Origin of the sequence: Mesorhizobium sp. M0437 (assembly GCF_040321335.1) — a bacterium.
Taxonomy (GTDB): domain Bacteria; phylum Pseudomonadota; class Alphaproteobacteria; order Rhizobiales; family Rhizobiaceae; genus Mesorhizobium.
Map to the genome: position 1 here is coordinate 1 of NZ_JAMYRK010000019.1, position 25,136 is coordinate 25,136.

Annotated in this window: 27 protein-coding genes and 1 pseudogene; 15 read left to right on the top strand and 13 right to left on the bottom strand. The window is 62.6% G+C overall.

Annotation, left to right across the window (positions count from 1 at the left end; genetic code table 11):
- Positions 1-326: 326 nt before the first annotated feature.
- The gene (locus tag NKI72_RS14330; RefSeq protein ID WP_352472037.1) at positions 327-1,547 is read left to right on the top strand and encodes an AI-2E family transporter; all 1,221 of its coding nucleotides are present in this window, start codon (positions 327-329) and stop codon (positions 1,545-1,547) included.
- On the opposite strand, the gene NKI72_RS14335 is transcribed toward NKI72_RS14330, so the two are convergent.
- The 3 genes from NKI72_RS14335 to NKI72_RS14345 form a co-directional block, all read right to left on the bottom strand.
- A complete protein-coding gene (locus NKI72_RS14335; RefSeq protein ID WP_352833374.1) occupies positions 1,535-2,428 on the bottom strand; it encodes a DMT family transporter in 894 nt (297 codons plus the stop codon). The two genes, NKI72_RS14330 and NKI72_RS14335, sit on opposite strands and share 13 nt — an antisense overlap.
- A 122-nt stretch (positions 2,429-2,550) precedes the next feature.
- Entirely contained in the window at positions 2,551-3,315 is a 765-nt protein-coding gene (locus tag NKI72_RS14340) for an arginyltransferase (protein ID WP_352472035.1), read from the bottom strand.
- 138 nt (positions 3,316-3,453) lie between these two features.
- The gene (locus NKI72_RS14345) at positions 3,454-3,924 is read right to left on the bottom strand and encodes an RDD family protein (RefSeq protein ID WP_352472034.1); all 471 of its coding nucleotides are present in this window, start codon (positions 3,922-3,924) and stop codon (positions 3,454-3,456) included.
- A 210-nt stretch (positions 3,925-4,134) separates the two neighbouring features.
- Here NKI72_RS14345 and sthA point away from each other — a divergent pair, with 210 nt between their 5' ends.
- Positions 4,135-5,523, top strand: a complete 1,389-nt coding sequence (gene sthA / locus NKI72_RS14350; RefSeq protein ID WP_352833371.1) for a Si-specific NAD(P)(+) transhydrogenase — start codon at positions 4,135-4,137, stop codon at positions 5,521-5,523.
- Positions 5,524-5,532: 9 nt separating this feature from the next.
- On the opposite strand, the gene NKI72_RS14355 is transcribed toward sthA, so the two are convergent.
- Complete coding sequence (locus NKI72_RS14355) at positions 5,533-6,207, bottom strand: alpha/beta hydrolase (protein ID WP_352833368.1); 675 nt, start codon at positions 6,205-6,207, stop codon at positions 5,533-5,535.
- A gap of 215 nt (positions 6,208-6,422) precedes the next feature.
- Between NKI72_RS14355 and NKI72_RS14360 the strand changes: the two genes are divergently transcribed.
- Positions 6,423-7,598, top strand: coding sequence for an OpgC family protein (locus NKI72_RS14360; RefSeq protein ID WP_352833365.1), 1,176 nt, complete (start codon positions 6,423-6,425; stop codon positions 7,596-7,598).
- A 23-nt stretch (positions 7,599-7,621) separates the two neighbouring features.
- Here the strand turns inward: NKI72_RS14360 and NKI72_RS14365 are convergent, their stop codons facing one another.
- Positions 7,622-8,704 (bottom strand): LacI family DNA-binding transcriptional regulator, encoded by a 1,083-nt coding sequence (locus NKI72_RS14365; RefSeq protein WP_352833362.1) that lies wholly within the window; start codon positions 8,702-8,704, stop codon positions 7,622-7,624.
- Between the two features lie 163 nt (positions 8,705-8,867).
- Between NKI72_RS14365 and NKI72_RS14370 the strand changes: the two genes are divergently transcribed.
- Positions 8,868-9,011, top strand: coding sequence for a hypothetical protein (locus tag NKI72_RS14370; RefSeq protein WP_352472030.1), 144 nt, complete (start codon positions 8,868-8,870; stop codon positions 9,009-9,011).
- A 57-nt stretch (positions 9,012-9,068) separates the two neighbouring features.
- Complete coding sequence (locus tag NKI72_RS14375; protein WP_352472029.1) at positions 9,069-9,212, top strand: hypothetical protein; 144 nt, start codon at positions 9,069-9,071, stop codon at positions 9,210-9,212.
- 26 nt (positions 9,213-9,238) lie between these two features.
- Here the strand turns inward: NKI72_RS14375 and NKI72_RS14380 are convergent, their stop codons facing one another.
- Positions 9,239-9,607 carry a DUF423 domain-containing protein gene (locus NKI72_RS14380; protein ID WP_352833360.1) on the bottom strand — a complete coding sequence of 123 codons (369 nt, stop codon included), beginning with the start codon at positions 9,605-9,607 and terminating at the stop codon, positions 9,239-9,241.
- Between the two features lie 53 nt (positions 9,608-9,660).
- Positions 9,661-10,911 carry a multidrug efflux MFS transporter gene (locus NKI72_RS14385; RefSeq protein WP_352833357.1) on the bottom strand — a complete coding sequence of 417 codons (1,251 nt, stop codon included), beginning with the start codon at positions 10,909-10,911 and terminating at the stop codon, positions 9,661-9,663.
- 196 nt (positions 10,912-11,107) lie between these two features.
- On the opposite strand from NKI72_RS14385, the gene NKI72_RS14390 reads away from it, so the two are divergent.
- Both NKI72_RS14390 and NKI72_RS14395 read left to right on the top strand, forming a co-directional pair.
- Entirely contained in the window at positions 11,108-11,770 is a 663-nt protein-coding gene (locus NKI72_RS14390; RefSeq protein ID WP_023674476.1) for a GntR family transcriptional regulator, read from the top strand.
- Between the two features lie 96 nt (positions 11,771-11,866).
- On the top strand, positions 11,867-12,124 hold the full coding sequence (locus NKI72_RS14395; protein WP_023674477.1) for a DUF982 domain-containing protein: 258 nt from the start codon (positions 11,867-11,869) through the stop codon (positions 12,122-12,124).
- A gap of 51 nt (positions 12,125-12,175) precedes the next feature.
- Here the strand turns inward: NKI72_RS14395 and NKI72_RS14400 are convergent, their stop codons facing one another.
- Positions 12,176-12,334, bottom strand: coding sequence for a hypothetical protein (locus NKI72_RS14400; protein ID WP_352833354.1), 159 nt, complete (start codon positions 12,332-12,334; stop codon positions 12,176-12,178).
- Positions 12,335-12,447: 113 nt separating this feature from the next.
- Positions 12,448-13,491 carry an aldo/keto reductase gene (locus NKI72_RS14405; protein ID WP_352472022.1) on the bottom strand — a complete coding sequence of 348 codons (1,044 nt, stop codon included), beginning with the start codon at positions 13,489-13,491 and terminating at the stop codon, positions 12,448-12,450.
- Positions 13,492-13,648: 157 nt separating this feature from the next.
- Here NKI72_RS14405 and NKI72_RS14410 point away from each other — a divergent pair.
- Positions 13,649-14,224: pseudogene (locus tag NKI72_RS14410) on the top strand (polyphosphate kinase 2 family protein); the annotation flags it as partial.
- A 48-nt stretch (positions 14,225-14,272) separates the two neighbouring features.
- On the opposite strand, the gene NKI72_RS14415 reads toward NKI72_RS14410, so the two are convergent.
- The 3 genes from NKI72_RS14415 to NKI72_RS14425 form a co-directional block, all read right to left on the bottom strand.
- Complete coding sequence (locus NKI72_RS14415; RefSeq protein WP_352833352.1) at positions 14,273-14,920, bottom strand: dihydrofolate reductase family protein; 648 nt, start codon at positions 14,918-14,920, stop codon at positions 14,273-14,275.
- A gap of 400 nt (positions 14,921-15,320) precedes the next feature.
- Positions 15,321-16,352 carry a porphobilinogen synthase gene (gene hemB, locus NKI72_RS14420; RefSeq protein ID WP_352833349.1) on the bottom strand — a complete coding sequence of 344 codons (1,032 nt, stop codon included), beginning with the start codon at positions 16,350-16,352 and terminating at the stop codon, positions 15,321-15,323.
- A gap of 86 nt (positions 16,353-16,438) precedes the next feature.
- Positions 16,439-17,263: a DUF8605 domain-containing protein gene (locus NKI72_RS14425; RefSeq protein WP_352833346.1), complete on the bottom strand. Its 825-nt coding sequence runs from the start codon at positions 17,261-17,263 to the stop codon at positions 16,439-16,441.
- A 145-nt stretch (positions 17,264-17,408) separates the two neighbouring features.
- Here NKI72_RS14425 and NKI72_RS14430 point away from each other — a divergent pair, with 145 nt between their 5' ends.
- The 4 genes from NKI72_RS14430 to NKI72_RS14445 all read left to right on the top strand — a co-directional run bounded on the left by NKI72_RS14430 (position 17,409) and on the right by NKI72_RS14445 (position 21,178).
- Positions 17,409-18,452: an enoyl-CoA hydratase/isomerase family protein gene (locus tag NKI72_RS14430; RefSeq protein ID WP_352542403.1), complete on the top strand. Its 1,044-nt coding sequence runs from the start codon at positions 17,409-17,411 to the stop codon at positions 18,450-18,452.
- The gene (locus NKI72_RS14435) at positions 18,449-18,871 is read left to right on the top strand and encodes a DUF6163 family protein (RefSeq protein ID WP_023674485.1); all 423 of its coding nucleotides are present in this window, start codon (positions 18,449-18,451) and stop codon (positions 18,869-18,871) included. Before NKI72_RS14430 ends, NKI72_RS14435 begins: the two co-directional genes overlap by 4 nt.
- Positions 18,872-19,073: 202 nt before the next feature.
- A complete protein-coding gene (ldtR, locus tag NKI72_RS14440; protein WP_023674486.1) occupies positions 19,074-19,589 on the top strand; it encodes a transcriptional regulator LdtR in 516 nt (171 codons plus the stop codon).
- 335 nt (positions 19,590-19,924) lie between these two features.
- Complete coding sequence (locus tag NKI72_RS14445; protein WP_023674488.1) at positions 19,925-21,178, top strand: L,D-transpeptidase family protein; 1,254 nt, start codon at positions 19,925-19,927, stop codon at positions 21,176-21,178.
- On the opposite strand, the gene NKI72_RS14450 is transcribed toward NKI72_RS14445, so the two are convergent.
- The gene (locus NKI72_RS14450) at positions 21,175-21,312 is read right to left on the bottom strand and encodes a hypothetical protein (protein WP_352449299.1); all 138 of its coding nucleotides are present in this window, start codon (positions 21,310-21,312) and stop codon (positions 21,175-21,177) included. The two genes, NKI72_RS14445 and NKI72_RS14450, sit on opposite strands and share 4 nt — an antisense overlap.
- Here NKI72_RS14450 and NKI72_RS14455 point away from each other — a divergent pair.
- From NKI72_RS14455 to NKI72_RS14465, 3 genes are all read left to right on the top strand, one after another.
- Positions 21,307-22,953 carry a Na+/H+ antiporter gene (locus NKI72_RS14455; protein WP_352449300.1) on the top strand — a complete coding sequence of 549 codons (1,647 nt, stop codon included), beginning with the start codon at positions 21,307-21,309 and terminating at the stop codon, positions 22,951-22,953. The genes NKI72_RS14450 and NKI72_RS14455 overlap by 6 nt on opposite strands.
- A gap of 116 nt (positions 22,954-23,069) precedes the next feature.
- Positions 23,070-24,383: a serine hydroxymethyltransferase gene (gene glyA / locus NKI72_RS14460; protein ID WP_352681642.1), complete on the top strand. Its 1,314-nt coding sequence runs from the start codon at positions 23,070-23,072 to the stop codon at positions 24,381-24,383.
- 76 nt (positions 24,384-24,459) lie between these two features.
- Entirely contained in the window at positions 24,460-25,038 is a 579-nt protein-coding gene (locus NKI72_RS14465; RefSeq protein WP_502898579.1) for an invasion associated locus B family protein, read from the top strand.
- Positions 25,039-25,136 lie beyond the last annotated feature (98 nt).

Sequence of the window (25,136 nt, forward strand, 5' to 3'; positions counted from 1 at the left end):
GCTGCCAAAGTTCCCATCAGCCATCGCATCAAGAAATGCGCCTGGAACGACGACTATCTCATCAATGCCATCACTCATATGCGATAGCCCTGCCCTCGAGGGGGAGATGGCCGGCAGGCCAGAGGGGGTCCCCGCGCATGAAGCGCCAGCCTGCTTTGTTCGTGGTAAGGTCGCGTCAGGACGTCCCGACCCCTCTGTCGCCTTCGGCGACATCTCCCCCTCAAGGGGGGAGATTAGCAGCGCCACCCGAACATTTGGAATGTCGTCACGATTGCTGCACTATATCAGTGCATAAGCGATGCGATGGGCTAGGGAGAATTGGGCGCTTGAAGGAAGTCAGGATCCAGAAGCCGGAGCGGCAGCAGCGCCTGTTTGGCCTGTCGACGCCGCTCAGGGCCGCTGTCATTCCGCCGCTGTCGGCAGCGCGCTGGCTCCTGGTGCTGATCGTCGCCGCTGGCGTCTATTTCTTCCACGGGTTCCTTTTCCCGGTCCTTGCCGCCCTGGTTATCGCTTTCGCCAGTTGGCCGCTCTATCGGCGGCTGCTCGCCGGCGTCGGCGGCAACCGCACGATTGCCGCTACGCTTGCGATCCTGTTCATCCTGACCTTCCTGGTGGTGCCGATCGCGCTTGCCGGCACCTACGCCATCAACGAGGTGCGCGAATGGGTCGGCTGGGCTATCGAGACCAACCGCTACGGCGCGCCGACGCCGCACTGGATCGCCACGCTGCCTGTAGTAGGCGAATGGCTCAATGAACAGTGGACGGTCAACGTTGGCCATCCAGGCGGTATCGGCGAACTGATCCAGCTGATCAGCGGCGCCAATATCGGCAGCATCTATCGCGGCGCGCTTGCCGCCGGCGGCAGCGCCTTCGGACTTTTGCTGACGCTGCTGTTCATGATGATCGCATTGTTCTTTGCCTATCGCGACGGCGAGCATTTCGCCGGGCAGGTCGATCGCCTCGGCGAGCGCATCCTGCCGGCCCGATGGGAACGGATCTCACGCGTGGTGCCGGCGACGATCTCGTCGACGGTTACCGGTATGACCGTTATCGCCATCGGCGAAGGACTGGTGCTGGGCATCGCTTACTGGTTGGCCGGCGTACCGTCGCCGGTGACGCTCGGCGCGCTGACCGGCATCATGGCGCTTATCCCCGGCGGCGCGCCGCTGTCGTTCACGCTGGTCTCGATCTATCTCGCCGCCAGCGGCTCGCCGATGGCGGGGCTGGCGCTGTTCGTCTGGGGCGCGGTCGAACTCTTCATCGTCGACAAGACATTGCGCCCGAAGCTGGTCGGCGGGCCGATAAAGCTGCCCTTCCTGCCAACCTTTTTCGGCCTGATCGGCGGCGTCAAGACAATGGGTTTTCTCGGCCTGTTCATCGGCCCGGTGCTGATGGCCCTGCTGGTCGCAATCTGGCGCGAATGGCTGCGCGAGGTGGAACTGACCGATGAACTCGCTGCCGCCGAACCGGCGGAGCAGGAAGATGCACCGCCGCAGATTGAAATTGTTGCCGAACGCGCCGCCGCGAAAAAGAATCAGGCCGGGTGACTGACGGCGAACGTGGCGCGGCGCTTGCGCCCGTCGTGCAACTGCCAGAGCGAATGGCCGATCAAGGTCATGATGAGGATCGCGCCGCCGATCAGGCTGTTGCGCGTCGGTGTTTCGGCGAAGATCATCCACACCCAGACCGGCGCCAGCACGGTTTCAAGCAGGTAGAACATCGCCACCTCCGGCCCGGAGATGTATTTCGGGCCGTTGGCGAGGCAGAAGAACGAGATCGGCATGATGACGGCACCGTTGAAGACGATCCACCATGGCGCGTTGACGTGAAAACCCACCTTGGAAACCATCAGGGTGGCGACGGCCAGCGGCAGGACCACTCCGATCAGCGCCGTGAAACCCATATCCTTGCCGCTGGCGCGCGAGATGGTGATGGCCGCGGCGATCATGAAAGCCGAGCATAGCGCCATCAGGTCGCCGAAGAGATGTCCGGTTCCAACGGAATCGCCGACAATGATCGTCACGCCGACGATCATAAGTGCCAGCGCTGCAAGCGTCAGGGGCCGTGGCCTCTCCTTCAGGAACAGCCATGACAAAAGGGCCGCGAACATGGTTGTGAACGCCAGGATGAAAACGAGGTTGGCTGTCGAGGTATTGTAGACACCGGTGATGAAGGCGATCGAGCCGAGCCCGTAGAGGCCGGCAACGATGAGCCCTGACCAGCCCGGTACAAGCTGCGGTGCCTTTGCGCTCAGCGATCGCCAGGCGGCCCAGATGATAAGCGTGGCGACGAAGGTCGTGCCGGTGCGCAACAGCAGGATCGTCCACGCCTCGCCGTCGGCGAGCCGGATCAGCGGAATGTCGACGGTCAGCGTCAGCCCGCCGATGGCGGTGATCAGAAGGCCTCTCTGGTCGTTGTGGGAAGACATGCGGCAATTCTCGCGTAGGCTTGGAGGCGCAAAATTGACCCGCCCGGTTTCCCAGCCGATCGGCCGGAAGCCCAGCGGCATCCTCCTCGAAACAATTTAAGAGTGAATACCGAAAGCGAAGATCAGCGCGAAACCGCTTCGTGATTGTAGCGTTCCCAGCCTTTCGGGCCGAGATGCTCCTGCGGCTGGAAGCGCATCTTATAATTCATCTTGCGCGAGCCGTTGACCCAGTAACCCAGGTAGACATGGGGCAGGCCCATCGCCCTGGCGCGGGCGATGTGATCGAGGATCATGAAGGTGCCGAGCGAACGGTCCTCGAAGTCCGGGTTGAAGTAGGAATAGACCATCGACAGGCCATCGGCCATCTTGTCGGTAAGCGCCACGGCGATCAGTTCGCCCTGGCCCTTGCCGGTAATGAAGCTGTCAGGTCCGCGGCGACGGTATTCGATGACCTTGGTGTCGACATGGGTATCCTCGACCATCATGGCGTAGTCGAGCACGGTCATGTCAGACATGCCGCCACGGCGGTGGCGGACGTCGAGATAGCTGCGGAACAGCGAATACTGTTCGGTGGAGGGTTCGGCGTCGTGCATGGCGCCGACCAGATCCGAATTATGCTGTATGACCCGTTTCATGTTGCGGCTGGCGGTGAATTCCTGCGCCAGGATGCGCACGGACACACAGGCGCGGCAGGTCTCGCAGGCCGGCCTGTAGGCGATGTTCTGCGAGCGCCTGAAACCGCCCTGCGTCAACAGATCGTTCATCTCGGGGGCCTTGTCGCCGACCAAGTGTGTGAACACCTTGCGCTCGAACTGGCCCTCGAGATAGGGACATGGCGAGGGCGCGGTCAGAAAGAACTGCGGCGACTGGGTCGGGTGCTGCGTCATCGAGCCTTGGAAATACTCCTGCGAATCGCTCTACCTTTGGCGCGGACGCCGAAAAATTCAACAGGATTGTGAAAGCCTGGTTGATTGGACGTCTTCACATTTGTGCGCAAAGGCTGCGGCCGCGCTTCAAAAGTCTGCTCAGCGGCCACTGCGGCTGACAACGGTGCCGAGCAGCAGGTCGTGCAGCGTGCGCTTGCGGTCGGAAAACAGGCTCACCAGCAGGACCAGCGGCGAAAGGATGACATTACCGGCCCAAAACAGCACCGAATGCACGACGGCGGTCAGCCCGTCGATGCGGCTGCCGTCGAGTCGGTCGAGCCGGATGCCCATCATCTTCATGCCGGTGGTGGCCTGGTCTTTACTGCCGAGCGTGTTCCAGATGTAGAGGATGGCGACGGTCGGCACGAGAATGGAAAACAGCATCCAGCCGAGGCCGAGCGTCAACAGCCCGAACAGGAACACCAGGATCGCGAATGGAATGGTGAGCAGCGCGACGATGAAATAGTCGATGACGAAAGCGAGAATGCGCCGCGTGCGCACGCCCTCATAAGAGCGGACATCTTCGAGCCTGCTGGTGATGATTTCGCCGTCGAGAACGCGAGCGTTCATGTCATTTCCTCGTAATCGAACCCGGGTTAATGCACGGGCCGCGTATTGATGAAATGGTGAAGGTTCGCGGCGGAATCAAGATCGAGCCTTTCGCCGCCGTGTAGATGGCGACAGAGCGCCTGGGGCCGTCTGACTTGTTGAATTCACGGCGCGGATAGCGTTAGTTTGCTGCGGCGCACAAAGCGCGCCGAGCCGAGGGGACGGGGCGACATGGACTACGACATGCTGGTCATCGGCAGCGGCCCATCCGGGCGCCGCGCCGCGGTGCAGTCGGCCAAGCTCGGCAAGTCAGTGCTGGTGGTCGACAGGGGCCGGCGTCTCGGCGGCGTTTCGGTGCATACCGGCACTATACCGTCGAAGACGTTGCGCGAGACGGTGCTCAACCTCTCCGGCTGGCGCGAGCGCGGCTTTTATGGACGCGGCTACCGCGTCAAGCAGGACATTTCGGTCGGCGATCTGGTCGAGCGCCTGCACAAGACGCTCGACCATGAGGTCGAGGTGCTGCAGCACCAGTTCATGCGCAACACGGTCAAGAGTGCGCGCGCCGCGGTAAAATTCCTGAGCCCCAACAAGGTCAGCCTGACCACCGACACCGGCGACTACAGCGAGGTTGGCTTCGCCCATGCGCTGATCGCGGTCGGCACCCGGCCGCACCGGCCGCGCGACGTGCCGTTCGACAAGACACGGATCTTCGACAGCGACGAGATGCTGGAGCTCGATCGGCTACCGCGCACGCTGACGGTGATCGGCGCCGGCGTCATCGGCGTCGAATATGCGACAATCTTTTCGGCACTCGACGTTCCGGTGACATTGGTCGAGCCGCGCAACACGATATTGGATTTCGTCGACCGCGAGATCGTCGACGACTTCATCCATCAGATGCGCGACCGCGGCATGACCATCCGATTGGGCAGTGCCGTCAAGGAGATCGCCTCGAAACCCGACTATGCTGAGGTGACGCTGGCCGACGGCCGCACCATACGTTCCGAGATCGTGCTTTATGCCGCGGGACGCACCGGCAATGTCGGCAATTTAGGGCTCGACGCCGTCGGCATCGAGGCTGATTCGCGAGGCCGCATCAAGGTCGATCCGCAGACCTTCCAGACCAGCGCGCCCAACATCTATGCCGCCGGCGATGTCATCGGCTTTCCGAGCCTGGCATCGACCTCGATGGAGCAGGGCAGGGTGGCCGCCTGCCATGCCTTCGGCGTGCCCTTGCCGCCGCCGCCCGAAACCTTTCCCTACGGCATCTACGCCGTGCCGGAAATCTCCACCGTCGGGCAATCCGAGGAGCAGGTGCGCGAGAGCGGTGCCGCCTACGAGGTCGGCGTGGCGCGGTTCCGCGAGACATCGCGCGGCCACATCATGGGTGTCAACACCGGTTTCCTGAAGCTTCTGTTCTCGATCGAAACACGCCGTCTGCTCGGCGCCCATATTGTCGGCGAGGGCGCGACCGAACTCATCCACATCGGCCAGGCGGTCATCAATCTCGGCGGCACAGTCGACTTCTTCGTCAACAACACCTTCAACTACCCGACGCTGGCGGAAGCCTACAAGATCGCCGGGCTGGACGCCTGGAACCGCATGGGGCGAGGGTAGCTTCGGGGCTCATCGATCCGACGCTGCAACGGCGACCGCAGGATCCGCCAGCCATTGCCCGACGATGTCGGCGTCCGGATCGCCGATTTCATGGCCGGAGGCAATGGTGTGGGTTTCGACCTTGGCGCCATGCGAGCTCAGTAGAGCGGCCAGCACCGGCGCGAATGGCGCGTAGGTCAGGTCGGCGGCGCCGGCGACGATCAGAGTCCGCGCCTTCGACAGGTCGGCCGGCGGCACCTCGTCGAGCACCGGCATCGGACGCAGCAATGCAGCGCGCTCGATGAAGCCCGGATGCAGCAGCATGACGCTTGAGACCAAATTGGCGCCGTTCGAATAGCCGAGAAAGGTCGCGTGGCGGAGATCGAGGCTGTGGCGCTTCGCGACGCCGGCGACGAAGGCCGCGAATGCCTCCGCCTCCGCGCGGATGCTTGCCTGCTCGAATCGCGTCGGGGTGATTCGCGTGAACCAACGGAACCCGTCCTCCTGAGGGATGCGGCCACGGACCGCAACCAGCGCCGCATGCGGCGCGATTTGCCGACCAAGCGGCAGCAAGGTCGTCTCGTCGACACCCGATCCATGCAACAGGAACAGCCAGTCACCGGGTAAGTTGGCGGGTCGATGGAGCCGGTAGAAAAAGCCTGAATTCTCCTGCAGAATACCGTCTTCGAGGCTCTCCTCGGCCATGGTCACATCCTCTTGATTTCGCGTTACTTTCGTTAATTTGCCGGCTTCAAAACAAAATATTTTCAAGCTCCGCGAAAGTTGATTGAACCGGGCGCATTTCAGTCCGTTTCTTTGCCGATATAATCCCCGCGGGGGGATCGAAGCAGTGTGCGCCGGGTGATCGCCCGAGGGATCGCATGCCGGGCATGAACAACCAGCTTTAAGGCCTTTTATCGATGACCATGCCAGTTTCGCCGGAACGCGATACGCGTATTGATGTGTTCCGGGCTCTCGCCCTCCTGACCATATTCGTCGACCACGTGCCGGGCACCGTGTTCGAAACCCTGACCTACAAGAATTTCGGGTTTTCAGATGCGGCCGAGGCCTTCGTGCTGATCTCCGGCATGTCAGTCGCTCTCGCCTACGGCACTAAGTTCCAGCCGGGAAACCGGCTGATTGCAACACTGAAAATGTGGCGCCGCGCCGGTGTGCTCTATGTCACCCACATCGTCACGACGATGGTGGTCATGGCTATCTTCTGCGCGGCGGCGGTGTTTGCGAAACGGCCGGATCTTCTGACGCTGATCAACATCGAGCCGCTCGTCAGGAACCCGCCACAAGTCCTGGTCGGCATCGTCACGCTCGGCCATCAGCTCGGTTACAACAACATACTGCCGGTCTATGCGGCGCTGCTGTTGATGGCGCCGGTCTTCCTGCTGTTCATCAGCTACCGGCCACTGGCGGCGCTCGCAGTATCCGCAGCCCTTTGGCTGATTGCCGGTATCTACCAGATCGCGCCGCCGAACTACCCGGAGCCCGGTTTCTGGTTCCTCAATCCGCTGTCATGGCAATTGCTGTTCAATATCGGCATGGCCAGCGTGTTGCATGTGCGGCGCGGCGGCACCATCCCGGTCAATCGTTGGCTGGTCGGCGCGGCGTCCGCTTATGTGCTGACGGCGCTCGTCTGGGTGCACAGCCCGCTGTGGGGGCATGTGTCATGGCTTGACCTGCCGGTGGTGCTGACCGGTTTCGACAAGACGTTCCTGTCGTTGCCGCGGCTGCTGCACATCCTGGCGATGAGCTATCTGGTCGTCGCCTTGCCTTTCGTCTCGAACCTGTTCCGCACCGGCCGCGACAATCCGCTCGCCATATTGGGCAAACGCTCGCTGCCGGTTTTCATTGCCGGCACGGTGATTGCCATGGCGGCGCAGGTGATGAAGCTGATCAACCCGGGCGGCATTGCCTATGACAGTCTGCTGCTCGCCGCCGGCATCGCCATGCAGTTCGCGCTCGCCTTCTATCTGGAGTGGCTGTCCGCCATCGGCTGGTCCGGCAAGGGCAAGCCGGTCCGCAACGAGGCGCCGCCTGTCCGTCCATCCTTTGGCATCGGTCCCATGGCGGCCAATAGGTAAGATTTGGAGCCGATCTGCCCCAGTCAGCCTGTACTTGGCGGCGGTCCGGACGATGCCCTGACGACAAGTTCGACGTCGAGCGTTTCTCGCCGCACGGTGCCGTCGAAGTCGAGGATTCTTCGCGCTGCCCGGCGGCCGATCTCGGCGATCGGCTGGGCGATGGTGGTGAGCGGAGGCTCGCAAGTTGCGGCTTCAGGCACGCCGTCGAAGCCGACGACGGAAACATCGCGGGGAACCGCGATGCCCCGTGCGTTGAGCCATTCCAACGCGACCATCGCGATCCGGTCCGACATCGCCAGGATGGCGGTCGGCGGTTCCGCCGAGGCGAAGATGGTTTCGAGACCGGCCCTTGTGCTCGCCTTATCGTTTTCCGTCTCGTAGACCGGCACCTTGGCGGTGTCGACACCAAACCGGGAAAGCTCTTCGAAATAGCCGAGGAGGCGGTCACGGGTTCCGGTATAGACCGCGGTCCGGACCTGCTCGGGCGAGACAAGACCGGTGCTGTCGTCGGCGAAGGCCAGCGACAGCACGGCGAAGCGGCGATGTCCAAGTTCCGCCAGATGGCGCGCCGCGAGCCGGCCGCCGGCAACATTGTCGATACTGATCGCCGAGACCGTCTCGTCCTGCGAGCCGAGCTCGAGCGCGACGAAGGGGAGCTTTCGTTCGCGCGTCAGCTCAACGAGACGCGGACCGCCCTCGATGCAGAAAAGGATGAAGCCGTCCACGAGGGCGCTCTGGATATTCCAGGCAAGTTTTTCCTCGTTGCCAGCCGACACGAGGGCTATCCCCGCGCCGGTGGCGTCGCAGGCTTCCGAGATGCCGGCCATCATCACGCGGGCAAACGGGTCGTCGAAGAAATAGGACAGCGGCTCGGTTGTGGCGACGCCGATTGCATTGACCTTGCCGGCGCGCAGCAGCCGGCCCTTGGGATCCGGGCCGGCGTAGCCCAGCGCCTCGGCCGCCGCCTTGACCCGCTCGCGGACTTCCTCGCGCACGATTTCGGGACGGCTGAAGGCATTGGAGGCAGTGCCGTGCGATACGCCCGCGGCTTTGGCGATGTCTGCCAGCCGGATGGGCCTCCTGCTGCCCTCGGTGGGTGATGTCATTTGTTCGTCTCCAGGACTCCTGTCCGACAGTAGTGCCGATTACCTAACATCTTCCTTGGATCGATTCAAATTTTTGCTTGACATTTATGCTGTGACGCATATTCTTGAATCGATCCAAGAGCGGTTTTGCCCGCACATTGCATCGATACAAGAGGAGAGTGCCATGCACCCCGTCAATTATCTGTTCGAGGACATTTACCGGAACGACTGGAGCATCCGCTCGAGCGCGGAGGCCCGCAAGGGGCGCGACAGGACCGGTCCGTGGATTCGCGACCTGCGTTTCCTCGTAGGACGCAAGCGGAGCTGATCGGCGGCCTATTTTTTGTGCCCGCTGATTGGATCGATTCAAAAAGGAGATTAAGCCATGCACCCGATCAAGCATCTGTTCGAAGACATCTATCGCAATTATTGGGGCATATCGCCGGCCACCGAACGGCCGGAGCGGCGGCGTGTGGTCAAAACGGCCAAACGCGACGGCCAAGTCCGGCCCGAACGTCGCCAAGACTGACAGAACCGGCGAACCTGGCTGCCGCGTCAAGGGCGCGGCCGCACCAGCGCCGAGGCGGCCATCATCAGCCAGCCGCCGATGAGCAACGTGCCGCCGATCGGCGCCGACATCGGGAACAGCCGCGAGCCAAGGAAGTCGCGGGCCAAAAGATCTCCCGAGAACAGCAGAAGCCCGACGAGAAGGATGAGGCTTCCGGTTCGCAGGATGCTATTGCCACCGAGCAGCCCGACGGCAAGGAAGACCGGCGCATGCAAGAGCAGGAAGGATGCGGCCGTACCGAAGAAAGCGCCGCCGAGATGCGCCGCCGCCGCCGAAAGCGCCACGCCAGCCGCGCCGCATAGGCCGCCGGCAAAAACCAGAATGCGGCCGCCTGCCGCGTGTTCATCCGTGCTCATGTCCACGCCTCCGTGATTCCTGGCGACCGCCTGAGATAGTGCTGCGAACCGTGTCAGGATTTGCCGGCTTCCGCCAGCATGTCGCGCTCGCGGCGCGACTGGACCAGCCAGTTATAGGCCGCTCCGCCCGCCATCAGAATGGATGTGCCGAGAAACACCGAGCGCATACCGAAATGGCCGCCGGCAAAGCCGCCGAGCAACGGTCCGGCGACCTGCCCGACATATTGCGCCGAGATCGACAAGCCCAGCACATTGCCGCCGACCCCGTCGGGCACATTGTGGCGGATGACGCTGGTGATGCAGGGCAAAAGACCGCCAAGCGCCAGGCCCATCAGGAAACGCAGGACGACGAGTTGCCAGCCCTGGGTAACGAAGGCCTGCGGGATCAGCAGCAGCGCCGAGACGGCGAGTGCGGCAACGATGACGTTCCAGTGGCCGATACGGTCCGCGAGCTTGCCGAGCCGCGACGCCGACAGGATGGCGCCGAGCGCTGCCGCGGACATGACGATGCCGGAGACCAGCGTGACCTGGCTCTGGTCTTCGATGAGCTGCTGGACATAGACGGTGATGATCGGCTCGATCGACATGGTGGCGAAACTCAACAGCATGCCGGTCGCGAGCATGGCGACGACGGGGCGCTTGTCGGGAATCTGCGACCAGCTGTCTTTCACTTTTTCTTCTGACGCGGCCTTGGCGGCAACCGGGCGAGGCGCCTCCTTGATCAGCAAGGTGGTTGCCAGAAAAGCCAGGAAAATGACGCCGCCGGCGAGCAGGAATGTGGCGCGGATGCCAATCAGCGGCGGCAGCGCGCCGCCAAGCAGCGGACCGACCAGGGCACCGGCGGTGATACCGGCCGACAGCACGCCCAGCGCCCAGCCGGAGCGATCCTTCGGCGTCTGCATGGCAACCAGGATGGTCGAGCCCGAAGAATAGCCGCCGGCAAAGCCGATCAGCAGGCGCAAGAGCACCAATTGCCAGACAGTCTGCACCATGCCGGTCAGCGACATGCACAGCGCCATGCCGAAACTGGCGCGCACCAGCATCAGTTTGCGGCCGTAGAGGTCGCCTAGCCGCCCCCACAGGGGCGCGACCAGCGCGGCGGCAAGGAAGGTGGCGCCGTAGGCGACGCCCGACCACTGCACGATCGCCGCATGGCCCTCTGCGCCCAGCTGCTCGACGTAAAGCGGCAGGAAGGGCAACAGCAGCGTCATCGCTACAAGCGTGGTGAACGAGCCGGCAAAACACCCGGCGAGATTGCGGCGCCAGTGGACGTTGTGCGTGGCGCGGTTGGCGTCTTGCGGCATGTCTGTCCTGTCCGGCCAGCTTGCATGAAACTTGCTGTGGATACCTATTTGGGATACCAAGCTGGTATCTGTCATGAACGCAAGCCCCGTCGCTGTCAATGCGGGCCTCTCAAACATGATCGACAAAGGCCGGCGTGATCGGCCAACGCCGGCCAGTGACCCGATTGCCGGAACGAATGACCTGAACGGAACGCCAATGTCGCAGATGCAGAACGTCGAAAAGCAGCTTCGCGAGATGATCCTCGGGCTCGAGATTGGTCCCGGCGAGCGGCTGACGGAGCGCTGGGTCGAAAGCCGCTTCGGCGCCTCGCGCACGCCGGTCAGGGCTGCGTTGCTGCGGCTCGAGACCGAAGGCCTGATCTGCCGCGACGGCCGCGGCTGGACGGTCTCGCCAATCAATCTTGCCGAGCTGGAGCAGATCGCCGTCTATCGCGAGGCGGTCGAGGTCGCGGCACTCAGACTAACTTGCACCTTGCAGGACAGAAGTGCCGTCGAAATCATCGAGGCGATGCTCGATTCTTGCGACGACAAGACGCCGCGCGAGGAATGGCATCGCGTCGGCAGGGATTTTCATATCGAGTTGGCGCGTCTATCCGGCAACGAGTTCCTGTTCAGAGCGGTTCGCGATGCGATGACACGCCTGTCGCGCGCCCGCTGGCTCGAGGTTCGCGACGAGGCAGCGCTCGGCCGTGCCTGGGCCGAACACCATGCCATTCTGTCGGCGGTGCGGGCCGGCGATGCCGATAGCGCCGCCCGCCTGCTTTCGGCCCATATCATCGGCAGCCGCGACCGGCTGGTGACCTCGCTGCGCAACGACCGGCGCGGCCTGCGCGCCCGGGGATTTGCCGTCGTCGCTTGAGTGAGGATCGGCTGCCATTGATCACGAAAAGAGCAGATGAGCGAAGAATGCTACTTTCGGTCTCGCTTCGCAAATGCCGATGGCGTAAGAGCGGCGATGGAAAACAACCGATTTGACACACCCGTGACCGTCAAGGGCGCGGCGGGAAGCAATCAGCTCTTGCGTACGGCCCGCGAGGCTTCCGACTACCTCCTCAACAATTGGCCCGGCAAGCGCAGCCCCAAGCACCGCGAAGCGTTGCAAGCCTGTCATGATGCGCTGGCCGGCGACAAGCCGGCCATGAACGCAAGACGGGCCTTCATTGCCGCCGCTCGTGAAGTGAACGTCTTCGTCAGCGACAAGGCGCCTGCCTGAGGCATAGCGGGATTTGACCGAGGCCCGGCCCGCCTGACAGCCCGGATATCATCACTCTGCCGTTTCGGTTTTGGTTTGGGACTCGCTCTCGCCCTCGGGCTTCGATCGCTCCTTGGCTGCGACCTTGGCAGCCAGCTTTTCCGCCTTCTTGGCAGCCTTCTGCCGGTCGCGTTCCTTGCGTTCCTGACCGTAGTTCGGTGCTCGTGCCATATCGTTTCCTTTCGTTGTGCTTGGCCTTTGCCTAGGAGCATTGGACCGCAAACACAACACCGCAAGGCACGATCGGGCTCCATATCTCGGCGCAGTCCGGAGAGCCCGGCTTTTCAGGCGCCGTCGCGGTCGAGAACGAGATCGGCCGGCCCGAACCGGTCCTTTGCCGTGAATTGCTGGTGCCAGTAGGGATAGAGCACGGGCGGCCTGCTGACCACATCGAGCCGTGTGCGCTCCTCATCGGCAAGCACAAGGCTTGCAGCGGCGATATTGTCTTTGAAATGGGCTTCGGTTCGTCCGCCGATCACCAGCGAACTGACAGCGGGCCGGCCGAGCAGCCAGGCGAGCGCCACCTGCGCCGCCGACACGCCGTGATTATTGCCGATATCGATCAGCGTGTCGACGATCCGCCACAGCCGGTCCTCGTCGCGGATCGGCGGTTCCGACCAGCCGCTGAGCTGGCGGGCGGTCGGCTGGTCACGGTGGTATTTGCCGGACAGCAACCCGCCGGCAAGCGGGCTCCAGACCAGCACGCCGAGCCCCTGGTCGACCGAGATCGGTAACAATTCATACTCGGCCTCGCGCGCTTCCAACGTGTAATGGATCTGCTGGGTGACGAAGCGCGGCTGGTGATGACGGTCGCTGATCCCCAGCCCCTTCATCACTTGCCAGCCGGAATAATTGGAGCAGCCGACATAACGGACCTTGCCCTGCGCGACCAGCGTGTCGAGCGCGGCGATGGTTTCCTCAAGCGGTGTCAGGCCATCCCACTCGTGCAGGAAATAGATGTCGATGACATCCGTCCTGAGCCGCTTCAGGCTCCTCTCGCATTCGCGGATCAGATGGTAGCGCGACAGGCCTTCATCATTGGGGCCTTTGCCGATCCGCATGCGCGCCTTGGAGGCGATCAGCACGTCGCCCTTGCGCTTGCCGCCGAGCGCCTCGCCGATGATCTCTTCCGACACGCCGTTCGAATAGACGTTGGCGGTGTCGATGACATTGACGCCGGCATCGATGCAAAGGTCGATCATCCGGCGCGCCTCGTCGAGGTCGGTCTTGCCGACCGCCGAAAACGCGCCGCCGCCGCCGAACGTCATGGTGCCCATGGTCAGCGTCGAAACCTTCAGCCCGGAACGGCCGAGAGTGCGGTATTCCATGTCGTATCCTCACAATTTATCGGGAAAGGGCGTTGCAGACGACAGCCCTCAATGAACCGGCTATTTGTAGGATAATTCGTTCCGCTTGTCGCCCGTTCCGCAGGGCAAGCTCGATCACATCTTGCGGATTGAAACGCACAGCCAGCGCAATAGTGGGGCGCCGACCGAGCGCGAGAAGTCGCAATGGTATTTCCAGCGCTACGTTCCGCATCTGCCGGCCGGCGGCGAGATCGTGCTGTTCGACCGCTCCTGGTACAACCGCTCCGGCGTCGAGCGGGTAATGGGCTTTGCCCAGCCGGGATCAGGTCGAGGAGTTCTTCCGCGACGTTCCGGATTTCGAACGCATGCTGGTCCGCTCGGGCATTACGCTTGTCAAATACTGGTTTTCGATCACCGACGAGGAGCAGCAGATGCGCTTTTTGATGCGCATCCATGACCCAATGAAGCAATGGAAACTGTCGCCGATGGACCTCCAGTCGCGCGTGCGCTAGGAGCAGTACACCAAGGCCAAGGAAGAAACGTTCGCCCGCACCAATATCCCGGAAGCCCCGTGGTTCATCGTCGAGGGCAACGACAAGAAACAGGCACGGCTGAACTGCATCGACCATCTGCTCAAGCAGGTGCCCTATGAGGAGGTGCCGCACGAGGAGATCACACTGCGGAGCGCGTCTTCAATCCCGAATACGAGCGCCAGGTACTGCCGCGCAAACAGTATGTGCCGGAGAAGTACTGACTAAAGCGGCGAGGAGGGCGCCGCTCCATGGCGGCACCCTGCAACAAGCTAGGTGCGCTCGATGATGACATGCGTGGCCTTCGGCGTCGCGACCTGCTCGCTGCAGCGATAGCCGAGCTTGGGCATGTCGATGCCGGCAAAAAGGCTCTCGCCGGCGCCTAGCAGGACCGGTGAGATCGCCAGATGCATTTCGTCAATGAGCTTTTCCTTGAGATATTGCCGGATCGTAGAAACGCCGCCGCCCAGCCGTATATCCTTACCGTCAGCCACTGCCTTCGCCTTCTCCAGCGCTGGGTGGATGCCGTCGGTCACGAAATAGAAGGTCGTGCCGCCCTCCATGACAATAGGATCACGCGCATGGTGCGTGAGCACGAAGACCGGCACGTGGTAGGGTGGGTTGTCACCCCACCAGCCTTTCCAGCTGTCATCCGGCCATTCGCCGCGGATCGGCCCAAACATGTTGCGGCCGAGGATCCATGCGCCGACATTTTCGAAGCTGCGTGCCGCGAACGCCTCGTCGGTGTCCGTGGTCCCGCCATCCTTGCCGAGGACCATCTTGCGGAAGGTGCGGGTGCCGAACATCCATTCGTGCAGGGCTTCTCCGCCAACACCCAGCGGGTTCTTCAGGTCTTGGTCGGGACCGGCGCCGAAGCCGTCGATCGACAGGGTGAAGGCGCTGACGCGAAGCTTGGACATGGGAGCCTCCTCGATAGCCAATTGTGAGATGCAAGCAGTTATTGGGGTAGCTTAACTGATTGCATTTTGCAAGCGGTATTTTGAATCGCCGGCGGGGCAATCGCTTCCAAATCATATTGGAATAACCAATCTCAATGTCGGCGCCGCCCGTCATCCGCCTGCCGGCAGCTTCTCCCTGTATAGTGACGGGGAGAAGGGGCTGGCCGCAACGTCGATGTTTTTGCAACGCTGGAGATTGGTGAAATCTTTTACGAACGCGTCTTTCTCCCTGCCACTTTACAGGGAGAAATGCCCGGCAGGGCAACGAGGGGCAGCGTAAACTTGAAGCGATGTCCTGCGGCGTTCCATGTCGCGCTTTGGACGAACGAACACAACTCGATGTAGACGCTACAAAGGCGCATCACCCCTTGAGCATCGCCGCCACTTCCGGCGCGAAGTAGGTCAGGATGCCGTCGCAGCCGGCGCGCTTGAAGGCGAGCAGCGATTCCAGCATCGCCTTTTCGCCGTCGATCCAGCCATTGGCGGCGGCGGCCTTGATCATCGAATATTCGCCCGAGACCTGATAGGCAAAGGTCGGCATCTGCAACTCGACTTTCAGCCGGCGGATGATGTCGAGATAGGGCAGGCCGGGCTTGACCATCAGCATGTCGGCGCCCTCGGCCAGATCCTGCTCGGCCTCGCGCACCGCTTCGTCGGAATTGGCGTGATCGATATAATAGGTCTTCTTGTCGCCCTTGAGCAGGCCGGCGGTGCCGACCGCCTCACGGTAGGGGCCGTAAAAAGCGGATGCGAACTTGGTCGCATAGGACATGATCGCCACATCCTGAAATCCATTGGCGTCGAGCGCATCGCGGATGGCACCGATCCGGCCGTCCATCATGTCCGAGGGGGCAATGATGTCGGCCCCCGCCGCCGCCTGGATGACGGCCGCCGCCGTCACTTGCTCCACCGTTTCATCATTGACGATAATGCCCTCGCGCAAGATGCCGTCATGGCCATGCGAGGTGAACGGGTCAAGCGCCGCGTCGGTGATGATGCCGATCTCCGGCACCGCCCGCTTGATGGCGCGGGTGGCGCGGTTGATGATGTTTTCCGGATCGAGGATGTGCGAACCGGTCTGATCGCGCAGGCCGAGCTCCACATTGGGGAAAGTGGCGATCGCCGGAATGCCAAGCTTGGCCGCGCGCTCAGCCTCCTTGACGGCGAGGTCGAGCGACAGGCGGAACACGCCGGGCATGGCGGCGATCGGTTCGCGCAGTTGTCTGCCGTCGACGACGAAGATCGGCCAAATCAGATCGTCGACCGAGAGCCGGTTCTCCTGGACAAGGCGGCGCGACCAATCGGCCTTGCGCATGCGCCGCAGACGCCGGCTGCCGGTGATCTCGTCGACGCTGCGCGCGCCGGCAGGCTTTGCAGGGGTGAATTTGTTCATCGCAAAAACTCCGGATCGGGCGGCTTTTACCACGAGCTTCCGCTGCTGACCAATGCGACACGATTGTGCCAGGGTCCTGTCGGGCGCTATTCTGGTTGGCCATTGCCCGACAGGATCTGCGCAGCACCCCGCATGGCGACGCGGAATGCCTCGTCGAAGCTGACGCCGCGCACTTGCCAATTGTAGCTCTTGCCATTCAAGGCAAGCCGCCAGTCGGCTATCCAGCCCAGTTCCTTGTCGCTCCAGACGATACTGCCGGCGAGCGCCTGGTCGGCTCCGGCCTTCCTGGCAAGCTGGTCCAGCGTCGTGATATCGGCATGGCGCAGGGCCTGGTCGTCAAGCTTCGAGGCCGACAGCAGTGACGCTTCGGGAAACACAATCGGCATGACCAGCGGACCGGTGGCATTGACGAAGGATTCGCGCATCGCCGCCCCGCGCTCATCGTCGGCGGTCAGCATGAACTGCCTTGTGCCTTGCTCCGCCGCCAGGAAAATTGCCAGGCGTGGCCGCTCGCCAAGCCATGGTTTGCTGCCAAGCGCGGCAAGCACCGGATCGATAACGTCAGGCCTGTACAGACAAGTGAGATCATGCGGCCGGTCATGGGTGCCTTGTTCGTCATGGATTGGAATGCCTTCGAGACGGTCGCGATAGCGGAATTCGGCAACGAAGCTGCCGGCCTTGTCGCGCAGCGCCGCCATCTCAGTTCTCTTCGGCAGCCGCTGATCGCCGGACACACGAACCAGCACCGCATCGAGGCAGGCCTTGAAGCCGATCTGCCTGTTGACCTCGCCCTGGCCGGTGACGATGGTCTGCGATTGATAGAGCTCGTCGACGGTTTCGGCCGATACGGGAGGAGTGTTCGCAGCGATCAGGCCGACCACCATAACAGCAAGGCGCGGCAACCAAGGCATGGTTCAACCTTCCGGTTCAAAGCGCCAGCATTAGCACTGGGTGACGCCGACGACCATGCAGCGGATTGGCCGCCGCCATTGACGCGGCCATGCGCCACGCTTTAGCACTTCACTCCCGGCGGGCGCGGGGAGGGATTCTCTGGCGATGGATTTTGGCGGAGGCGACGAGATTCGCTTCGAAAGATTGGGCAGGGCTGGCGTCGTCACGCTGACGCGGCCGCAGGCGCTCAATGCCGTAACCCACCGCATGGTCAAGGCGCTGGACAAGGCGCTGCGCAGTTGGGAGCGCGACGACGGCGTCGACGTTGTCGTCGTCAAGGCCGAGGGCAGGGCATTTTCGGCGGGCGGCGACATCCTCCACATCTACGAAGCCGGCCGCGCAGGAAGGCCTCCGGTCGATTTCTTCGCCGATGAATACCGGCTGAACGCCCGCATCGCCCGCTTCAAGAAACCCTATGTCGCGGTGATCGACGGCATCGTCATGGGCGGCGGCGTAGGTATCTCCTTCCATGGTTCGCAGCGAGTGCTGACCGAAAACGCCCAGTTTGCCATGCCCGAGGTCGGCATCGGCTTTTTCCCGGATGTCGGCGCCAGCCATCTGTTGCCGGATCTCGGCGGCAGCTTCGGCATGTATCTGGCGCTGACCGGCAACCGCATCCGCTATGGCGATGCTTTGTGCTCGGGCCTCGCCACCCATACGATCAAGGCGGAGGACCAGGCCGGCTTCCTCGACCGTCTGGCGGAAAGCGGCGACCCGGAATCGGTGCTGCGCGGCTGCTTCGTCCCGGCCAGGCGCGAGACCGACAGGCCGACGCTGGAAGCCATCGCCCGGCATTTCGCGCAGCCGTCGCTGGCCGATATCGTCGCCAGTCTGGAGCGGGCAGCCGCTGCCGACGAGTTCGCGGCAAAGACGCTGGCCACCATCCGCACACGTTCACCGACCAGCCTGCATGTTGCATGGCGCCAGATTAGCGCCGGGCAGACGTTGTCGATGGACGAGTGCATGAAAATGGAGTTCCGTATCCTCAACCGCATGCTTGCCGGGCACGACTTCTATGAAGGTATCCGCGCCGCCATCATCGATAAAGGCTCGACGCCGCAATGGCGGCCGGCAGGTATCGATGACGTCAGCGCCGCCAACGTCGACGCCTATTTCGCATCGCTCGGCGAACGGGAACTGAAGCTGTGAGCGAGGTCGCCTCGAGACGCGTGGTGCTGCAGCCCTCGACGATCGAGGTCATCTTCGCCTGGTTCCAGCGCGTCATCGCCGGCTACTGTCTGCTGTTCGGCATCTTGTACTGGATCCGGCTGATCGGCTTTTACCCCGGCCCGTTGTGGCGCTTCGACCTGATGCCGGTACACTGGCAAGTGGCGGCGGTGGTGCTGGCGGTGTTTTTTCCGTTCGCTGCCGCCGGCCTGTGGATGCTGGCGTCCTGGGGGCCGGTGATCTGGTTCATCTGCGCGGTGACCGAGTGCGTCATGTATGCTGGCTTCCCCGAGTTGTTCGGCCACCGGCCGCTGATCGTCGCCTCGCACCTTGCGGTGGCGCTGCTCTACATAGTGTTCCGCGTGGTGATCTGGATCCAGAAGCGGCAACCCCGGCGATAGCAATTCCGGCCAGGATCGTTGGCTAAATCTTTAGGTTAATTATCCTTGCTCAGGTGACCGTCCGTTAAGCCTCTTTCGAAACCCCTTACCGGTAAGCTCTTGTTAGCCTTGGCGTTTAAGTCGAATTTTATGAGTATTCGATAGTGTCGCGATCAAGGTGAAGAACAAAAAATCACCGGGCGACAAACGAGAGGCAAAGACAATGATCAATTCGCGTCCGGCGGCGAAGACCGCCAACGTATCCGATGACCGCCGCGAGGCGATCCGTTCGCTGTACATGGAATCGCTGCAGCTGGTCGAGCGGCTGCATCGCCGTCTGCTTGATGTGATCAAGGACGAATTCGACCGCAACGGTCGCTCCGACATCAACGCCATCCAGGCGCTGCTCCTGTTCAACATCGGCAATTCGGAGCTGACCGCCGGCGAACTGCGCTCGCGTGGCTACTATCTCGGCTCGAACGTCTCCTACAATCTGAAGAAGCTGGTCGATCTCGGCTTCATCAACCACCAGCGCTCGCGCATCGACCGCCGTTCGGTGCGGGTTTCGCTGACGCCGAAGGGCAATGAGGTGGCGGAAGTCGTCGCCGGCCTCTACGAGCGCCATGTCGGTTCGATCGAGCAGGTTGGCGGCATCAACACGGAGGAGTTCAAGCAGATGAACCGCGCCCTGCAGCGCCTGGATCGGTTCTGGAACGATACCATCGCCTACCGAATGTAATCGCATCCGCCGCATCTAGATTTGAAGCTGGACTACGGAAGTGCTGCCGCGGAGTGGACCAAAGGCCGGTGCCGAGCACCGGTCTTGCCGTTTCGTCAGGCCGGCCGATCCAAATTCGAGCAACAGCCACGTTGCCGCCATATTCCAATGGAACCGAAGATGCGGGTGATGCTGGGGCCAAAGCCGTGCATTTGTCCTGTGCTCAAGTCACTTCCCATGTGGTTTTACACCGAAGTGATGCGGGCCATGGTTGGCTAATTGTTAAGAAGCCAACTCTAGAGTGCGGGCGAGACCGCCCGGTGGGTTGAATTGTAGCAAGAATGTCTGGAACGTCCATGAGAACCAGCCGCCGTTTCTTCCTTTCAGGAGCCTCCGCGCTCGCAGCCGCAATGGTCGCCGGCCGCGCCAGTGCACAGGATGTGATCGGGGATATCCTGAAATCCTCGGCGCGCGGCAATTGGGACGACCAATTCGATGCGCGTGCCAGCGAAGGCGGCAAGGTTGCCTCGACGCTGCCGATCTTCAGCCTGCAGACGGTGTCCTTCACCGAGCAGGCGATCATGCAGTATCAGAATATCGTCGCGCAAGGCGGCTGGGAACAGGTTCCAGACACCAAGAAGCTGCAGCTTGGCGTCGAGGATCCCGATGTGGTGCCGCTGCGCAGGCGCTTGATGATATCGGGCGATCTGGCGCAGAGCGCCGGGCTCTCGGAAGCGTTCGATTCTTACGTCGACTCGGCGCTTAAGCGCTTCCAGTTGCGGCACGGCTTGCCGGCCGACGGAACCACGGGCAAATATACTTTCGCGGCAATGAACGTGTCGGCGCCGGTTCGGCTTGGTCAGCTCCAGACCAATCTGCAACGGCTGCGTGAGCGGGCCGGCACGCTTGGCAACCGCTATGTTCTGGTCGACATCCCGGCGGCGCAGATCGAGGCTGTCGAGAACGACCGCGTTGTGCTGCGCCACACCGCAATCGTCGGCAAGATCGATCGCCAGACGCCGATCGTCAATTCCAAGATCAACGAAATCATCGTCAATCCGTACTGGAACGCGCCGGTCTCGATCGTGCGCAAGGATATCATTCCGCTGATGCGGAAGGACCCCAACTATCTCAAGGACAGCCATATCCGCCTGTTTGCGCCGGACGGCAGCGAGGTCGACCCAATGACGGTCGACTGGTCGACCGACGATGCCGCCAAATACCGCTTCCGCCAGGATCCCGGTTCCGGCAACGCGATGGCCTCGGTCAAGATCAATTTCCCCAGCCCGGACGGCGTCTACATGCACGACACGCCGCAGCAGAGCCTGTTCGGCAAGCTGATGCGCTTCGATTCCTCTGGCTGCGTGCGGGTTCAGAACGTGCGCGACCTCGTCACCTGGATTCTGCGCGACACGCCGGGCTGGGATCGCCAGCATTTCGAGGCGGCGATCAAGACCGGGGAGAACACGCCGGTGCAGGTCACCAATCCGGTGCCGGTTTATTTTCTCTACGTCTCGGCCTGGTCGACAGGGCCGGGCGTGGTCCAGTTCCGTGACGACATTTACGGCCTCGACGGAGCCAACGAGCTGCAGATCACATCCGCGCTCTAAGCAGTTGAGCTCATTTGCAAAAGGCCGCCGGAAGGGCGGCCTTTTTCGTTGCCGAGTCTTTCGCGGCAAGCTTTGCTGGACTGATCGCCGGCAAAAGAACGCGCGGTGCCGTATTCGGAAATCGCATCATGCATGTCGCAATGTTCATTCTGGTCGTGCTCATCTTCGTCGCCGTTTCGGGCGCGCTGGTCCGGCCGGTGCGGGTTCCGCTACCTGTGCTGCAGATCGCCATCGGCGCGGCACTGGCTTGGCCGGTGCGCGGAATGCATGTCGAGATCGATCCCGAGCTGTTTCTGCTGGTGTTCATCCCACCGCTGTTGTTCAGCGACGCCTATGGTGCGCCCAAGCGCGAACTGATCGCGCTGCGCGGGCCGATCCTCGACCTCGCCATCGGGCTGGTCTTCTTCACCATTGTCGGCTTCGGCTACGCTTTGCACTGGCTTGTCCCGAGCATCCCGCTCGTCGTCGCTTTCGCACTTGCTGCGGTGCTGTCCCCAACGGATGCGGTGGCCGTCTCCTCGATCGTCGACAAGAGCCTGGTCCCGGCCCGGCTGATGCACATCCTGGAGGGCGAGGCGCTGCTCAACGATGCGTCGGGCCTCGCGATGTTCCGCTTTGCGGTGGCAGCTGCCTTGACCGGCAGCTTCTCCTTCGTCGCGGCGTCCGTGACTTTCCTCTATGCCGTCGCTGCCGGCATCCTGGCCGGCGTGGCTGCCTTGTTCGTCGCCGCCAAGGTGCTGCAATTGCTGAACCGTATCGGCGGCGTGCCGGCCGAGGCGCAGGTGCTGGTCATGGTCCTGCTGCCGTTCATCGCCTATCTCGGCGCCGAGAATGTCGGCGCCTCGGGCATTCTGGCGGCGGTCACGGCCGGAGTGCTCACCGGCGGCTCCGGGATTTTCCGCTTTCTCGGCGTCTCGGCGCGCATACAGACCGTATCGCTGTGGACGACGCTATCCTTCGTCTTCAACGGCGCGCTGTTCATCCTGCTCGGGTTGCAGCTTCCCGAAATCATCGGCAACGTGCCGCCTGAGCTCGGCAGCCGCTATCCGGTCATCCAGCCAATCGCCACGGTGGTCGCGCTGACACTATGCCTGATCGGGCTGCGCTTCCTGTGGATCTGGGTCGGCGACATCGCGACGCGCGTCTCGGCGCGATTACGCGAGCAGAAGGCCGAGCCGTTCGGGCTGCGGGTCCGGATCGCCGGCTCTGTTGCCGGCGTGCGCGGCGCCATCACGCTGGCCGGCATCCTGTCGCTGCCGCTCACCACGCCGAATGGTTCGCCCTTTCCGGCGCGCGACGTGGTGATCTTCCTCGCCGCAGGCGTCATCATCTGCTCATTGCTCATTGCCAGCCTTGCCTTGCCCAAGGTGGCACGCGGGCTGGTCGAGCCGGGCGAGGATCCTGGCGCTGCCGAGGAGCGTTTTGCGCGCGTGGGCGCGGCCAAGGCCGCCATCGCCCGCATCGAGAGCATGGCCGGCGCGACCGACAGCGATGAAGGGGAAACACCCGGCGCCCGGCTTGCCGCCGCCGACAGCATCGTCGCCGGCTACCGTCGCCGCATCGCTGCCTCCGACGAGGCCGACGAGGCGCGCGCCGAGGCCCGCGAGGCCGGACGGCTGGAGCTCGAATTGAGGCTGGCGGGCATTGAGGCCGAACGCGCAGCGGTTCGCGCAATGTTTCGCAGCGGCCAGATTAACGACCATACGATGCAGGCGCTGTTCACCGAGATCACGCTCACCGAGGCCCTGCTGAAGGGCCGGCAGGCAAGGAAATAGAGGCTGCCAGTCTCTCTGGCGCAATCCGGCTAGCAAATTTCGCGCTGCAAACGTGGCGGGCCGAAAGCAACTGTGTTAATGGCGCGACAGACCCCGAACCTTGAGGATTTCAGCCCATGGCAACAGCAGCGGCAGTGTCGAACAAATTCGAATCCTTTTTCGAAACCACGCTTGCCGATGCCGACCCCGAGATTTTCGGCGCAATCCGCAACGAACTCGGCCGCCAGCGCCACGAGATCGAGCTGATTGCCTCGGAAAATATCGTCTCGCGTGCCGTGCTCGAGGCACAGGGGTCGATCATGACCAACAAATATGCCGAGGGCTATCCGGGCAAGCGCTACTACGGCGGCTGCCAATTCGTCGATGTCGCCGAGGAACTGGCCATCGAACGCGCGAAAAAGCTGTTCGGCTGCAACTTCGCCAACGTCCAGCCGAATTCCGGCAGCCAGATGAACCAGGCGGTGTTCCTAGCGTTGCTGCAGCCCGGCGACACCTTCATGGGCCTCGACCTCAATTCCGGCGGACACCTGACACATGGCTCGCCGGTCAATATGAGCGGCAAATGGTTCAAGGTCGTCTCCTATGGCGTGCGCCGGGACGATCATCTGCTCGACATGGATGCGATCGAGAAGACCGCCCATGAGACCAGGCCGAAATTGATCCTGGCCGGCGGCACAGCCTATTCACGTGTCTGGGACTGGAAGCGTTTTCGCGAGATCGCCGATTCGATCGGTGCCTATCTGATGGTCGACATGGCCCACATCGCCGGCCTGGTCGCCGGCGGCATGCATCCGTCGCCGCTGCCGCATGCCCATGTGGTCACCACCACGACGCACAAATCGCTGCGCGGGCCGCGCGGCGGCATGATCCTTTGCAATGATGAGGATATTGCCAAGAAGATGAATTCGGCCGTCTTCCCCGGCCTGCAGGGCGGACCGCTGATGCATGTCATCGCCGCCAAGGCGGTGGCTCTGGGCGAGGCGCTGAAGCCGAGCTTCAAGATCTATGCGGAGAGCGTCGTCGCCAATGCCAAGGCGCTGGCCTCCAGTCTGCAGGAAACCGGTCTCGACATCGTCTCCGGCGGCACCGACAACCATCTGATGTTGGTCGACCTGCGTCCCAAGAACGCCACCGGCAAGCGCGCCGAGGCTGCCCTTGGCCGCGCCAACATCACCTGCAACAAGAACGGCATCCCCTTCGATCCGGAAAAGCCTTTCGTGACATCGGGCGTTCGGCTCGGCACGCCGGCCGGCACCACGCGCGGCTTCGGTCAGGCCGAGTTCCGCGAGATCGGCAAGCTGATCGCCGAAGTGCTGGATGGACTGAAGGTCGCCAATTCCGACGAAGGCAATGCGGCCGTCGAGGCAACCGTGAAGGCCAAGGTGGCGACATTGACGGATCGTTTTCCGCTTTACCCGTATCTTGGTTGACGCAGGGCGTCGTTCCCCCAACTGTGACGGCGCCGATCAACTGGGCACGGCTGCATCTCGGAGACGCTTGATGATGATGCGAATTTTCCGTTTCGCCAGTGTTGGCGCTGCCTTGCTCACCTTAGCCACCTCGCCGCTACTCGGCGCGGCCTTTGCGCAGACCGAGCCGACCCCGGCAGCACCCAAGACAGAGACCTTCGGCAGTTGGTCCACCACGGTGGACGAGGTCAACACCGGCGAGGATGTGCGCAAGACCTGCGCCGCCTCGACGGTCTTTTTCGACGCTAACGGCACCAGTGGCACCCTCACGCTGGCCATCTCGAATGGCGACGTATTGCCACCCGATGGTTATCCGAGCCTCATCATCGCCGTGAGAAACAGTGACTTGCCCAAGGGCGATAACATCCCGGTGGTGTTCCGGGACGTCAACGACAAGATCAAGGCCGGTTTTCGTCTTATCGCCGACGGACAGTGGATGATAGACAACAAGTCCGAGACCACGCTCGCGGTACTGCGCGCCATGCGCCGCACCAGCGCCCTCGATGTCAGCTTCGCCGACAAGCCGGTCGCGACCATATCGATGGACGGCTTCACCAAGGCCTATCGCTATCTCGGCACGTCTTGCGGCTTCCCGACCGGCGACGTCGCGCCCTGATTGGCGGACCGCTGTCAACTGATTGCCGCTCTCGCAATTTTCCTCGCGCCTCGCTATCTCTGAAGCGCGATCGGTCATCGGCCATACTTTGCCACGGC

What these genes read in the sequence shown, in the direction of transcription:
- NKI72_RS14380 (WP_352833360.1), bottom strand. Translation starts at nt 9,607, where the DNA reads ATGAGCACGGATGAACACGCGGCAGGCGGCCGCATTCTGGTTTTTGCC.
- NKI72_RS14385 (WP_352833357.1), bottom strand. Translation starts at nt 10,911, where the DNA reads ATGCCGCAAGACGCCAACCGCGCCACGCACAACGTCCACTGGCGCCGC.
- NKI72_RS14445 (WP_023674488.1), top strand. Translation starts at nt 19,925, where the DNA reads ATGAGAACCAGCCGCCGTTTCTTCCTTTCAGGAGCCTCCGCGCTCGCA.
- NKI72_RS14430 (WP_352542403.1), top strand. Translation starts at nt 17,409, where the DNA reads ATGGATTTTGGCGGAGGCGACGAGATTCGCTTCGAAAGATTGGGCAGG.
- NKI72_RS14415 (WP_352833352.1), bottom strand. Translation starts at nt 14,920, where the DNA reads ATGTCCAAGCTTCGCGTCAGCGCCTTCACCCTGTCGATCGACGGCTTC.
- glyA (WP_352681642.1), top strand. Translation starts at nt 23,070, where the DNA reads ATGGCAACAGCAGCGGCAGTGTCGAACAAATTCGAATCCTTTTTCGAA.
- NKI72_RS14355 (WP_352833368.1), bottom strand. Translation starts at nt 6,207, where the DNA reads ATGGCCGAGGAGAGCCTCGAAGACGGTATTCTGCAGGAGAATTCAGGC.
- NKI72_RS14370 (WP_352472030.1), top strand. Translation starts at nt 8,868, where the DNA reads ATGCACCCCGTCAATTATCTGTTCGAGGACATTTACCGGAACGACTGG.
- NKI72_RS14345 (WP_352472034.1), bottom strand. Translation starts at nt 3,924, where the DNA reads ATGAACGCTCGCGTTCTCGACGGCGAAATCATCACCAGCAGGCTCGAA.
- NKI72_RS14425 (WP_352833346.1), bottom strand. Translation starts at nt 17,263, where the DNA reads ATGCCTTGGTTGCCGCGCCTTGCTGTTATGGTGGTCGGCCTGATCGCT.
- ldtR (WP_023674486.1), top strand. Translation starts at nt 19,074, where the DNA reads ATGATCAATTCGCGTCCGGCGGCGAAGACCGCCAACGTATCCGATGAC.
- NKI72_RS14465 (WP_502898579.1), top strand. Translation starts at nt 24,460, where the DNA reads ATGCGAATTTTCCGTTTCGCCAGTGTTGGCGCTGCCTTGCTCACCTTA.
- sthA (WP_352833371.1), top strand. Translation starts at nt 4,135, where the DNA reads ATGGACTACGACATGCTGGTCATCGGCAGCGGCCCATCCGGGCGCCGC.
- NKI72_RS14395 (WP_023674477.1), top strand. Translation starts at nt 11,867, where the DNA reads ATGGAAAACAACCGATTTGACACACCCGTGACCGTCAAGGGCGCGGCG.
- NKI72_RS14375 (WP_352472029.1), top strand. Translation starts at nt 9,069, where the DNA reads ATGCACCCGATCAAGCATCTGTTCGAAGACATCTATCGCAATTATTGG.
- NKI72_RS14400 (WP_352833354.1), bottom strand. Translation starts at nt 12,334, where the DNA reads ATGGCACGAGCACCGAACTACGGTCAGGAACGCAAGGAACGCGACCGG.
- NKI72_RS14455 (WP_352449300.1), top strand. Translation starts at nt 21,307, where the DNA reads ATGCATGTCGCAATGTTCATTCTGGTCGTGCTCATCTTCGTCGCCGTT.
- NKI72_RS14360 (WP_352833365.1), top strand. Translation starts at nt 6,423, where the DNA reads ATGACCATGCCAGTTTCGCCGGAACGCGATACGCGTATTGATGTGTTC.
- NKI72_RS14340 (WP_352472035.1), bottom strand. Translation starts at nt 3,315, where the DNA reads ATGACGCAGCACCCGACCCAGTCGCCGCAGTTCTTTCTGACCGCGCCC.
- NKI72_RS14390 (WP_023674476.1), top strand. Translation starts at nt 11,108, where the DNA reads ATGTCGCAGATGCAGAACGTCGAAAAGCAGCTTCGCGAGATGATCCTC.
- hemB (WP_352833349.1), bottom strand. Translation starts at nt 16,352, where the DNA reads ATGAACAAATTCACCCCTGCAAAGCCTGCCGGCGCGCGCAGCGTCGAC.
- NKI72_RS14365 (WP_352833362.1), bottom strand. Translation starts at nt 8,704, where the DNA reads ATGACATCACCCACCGAGGGCAGCAGGAGGCCCATCCGGCTGGCAGAC.
- NKI72_RS14335 (WP_352833374.1), bottom strand. Translation starts at nt 2,428, where the DNA reads ATGTCTTCCCACAACGACCAGAGAGGCCTTCTGATCACCGCCATCGGC.
- NKI72_RS14405 (WP_352472022.1), bottom strand. Translation starts at nt 13,491, where the DNA reads ATGGAATACCGCACTCTCGGCCGTTCCGGGCTGAAGGTTTCGACGCTG.
- NKI72_RS14450 (WP_352449299.1), bottom strand. Translation starts at nt 21,312, where the DNA reads ATGCATGATGCGATTTCCGAATACGGCACCGCGCGTTCTTTTGCCGGC.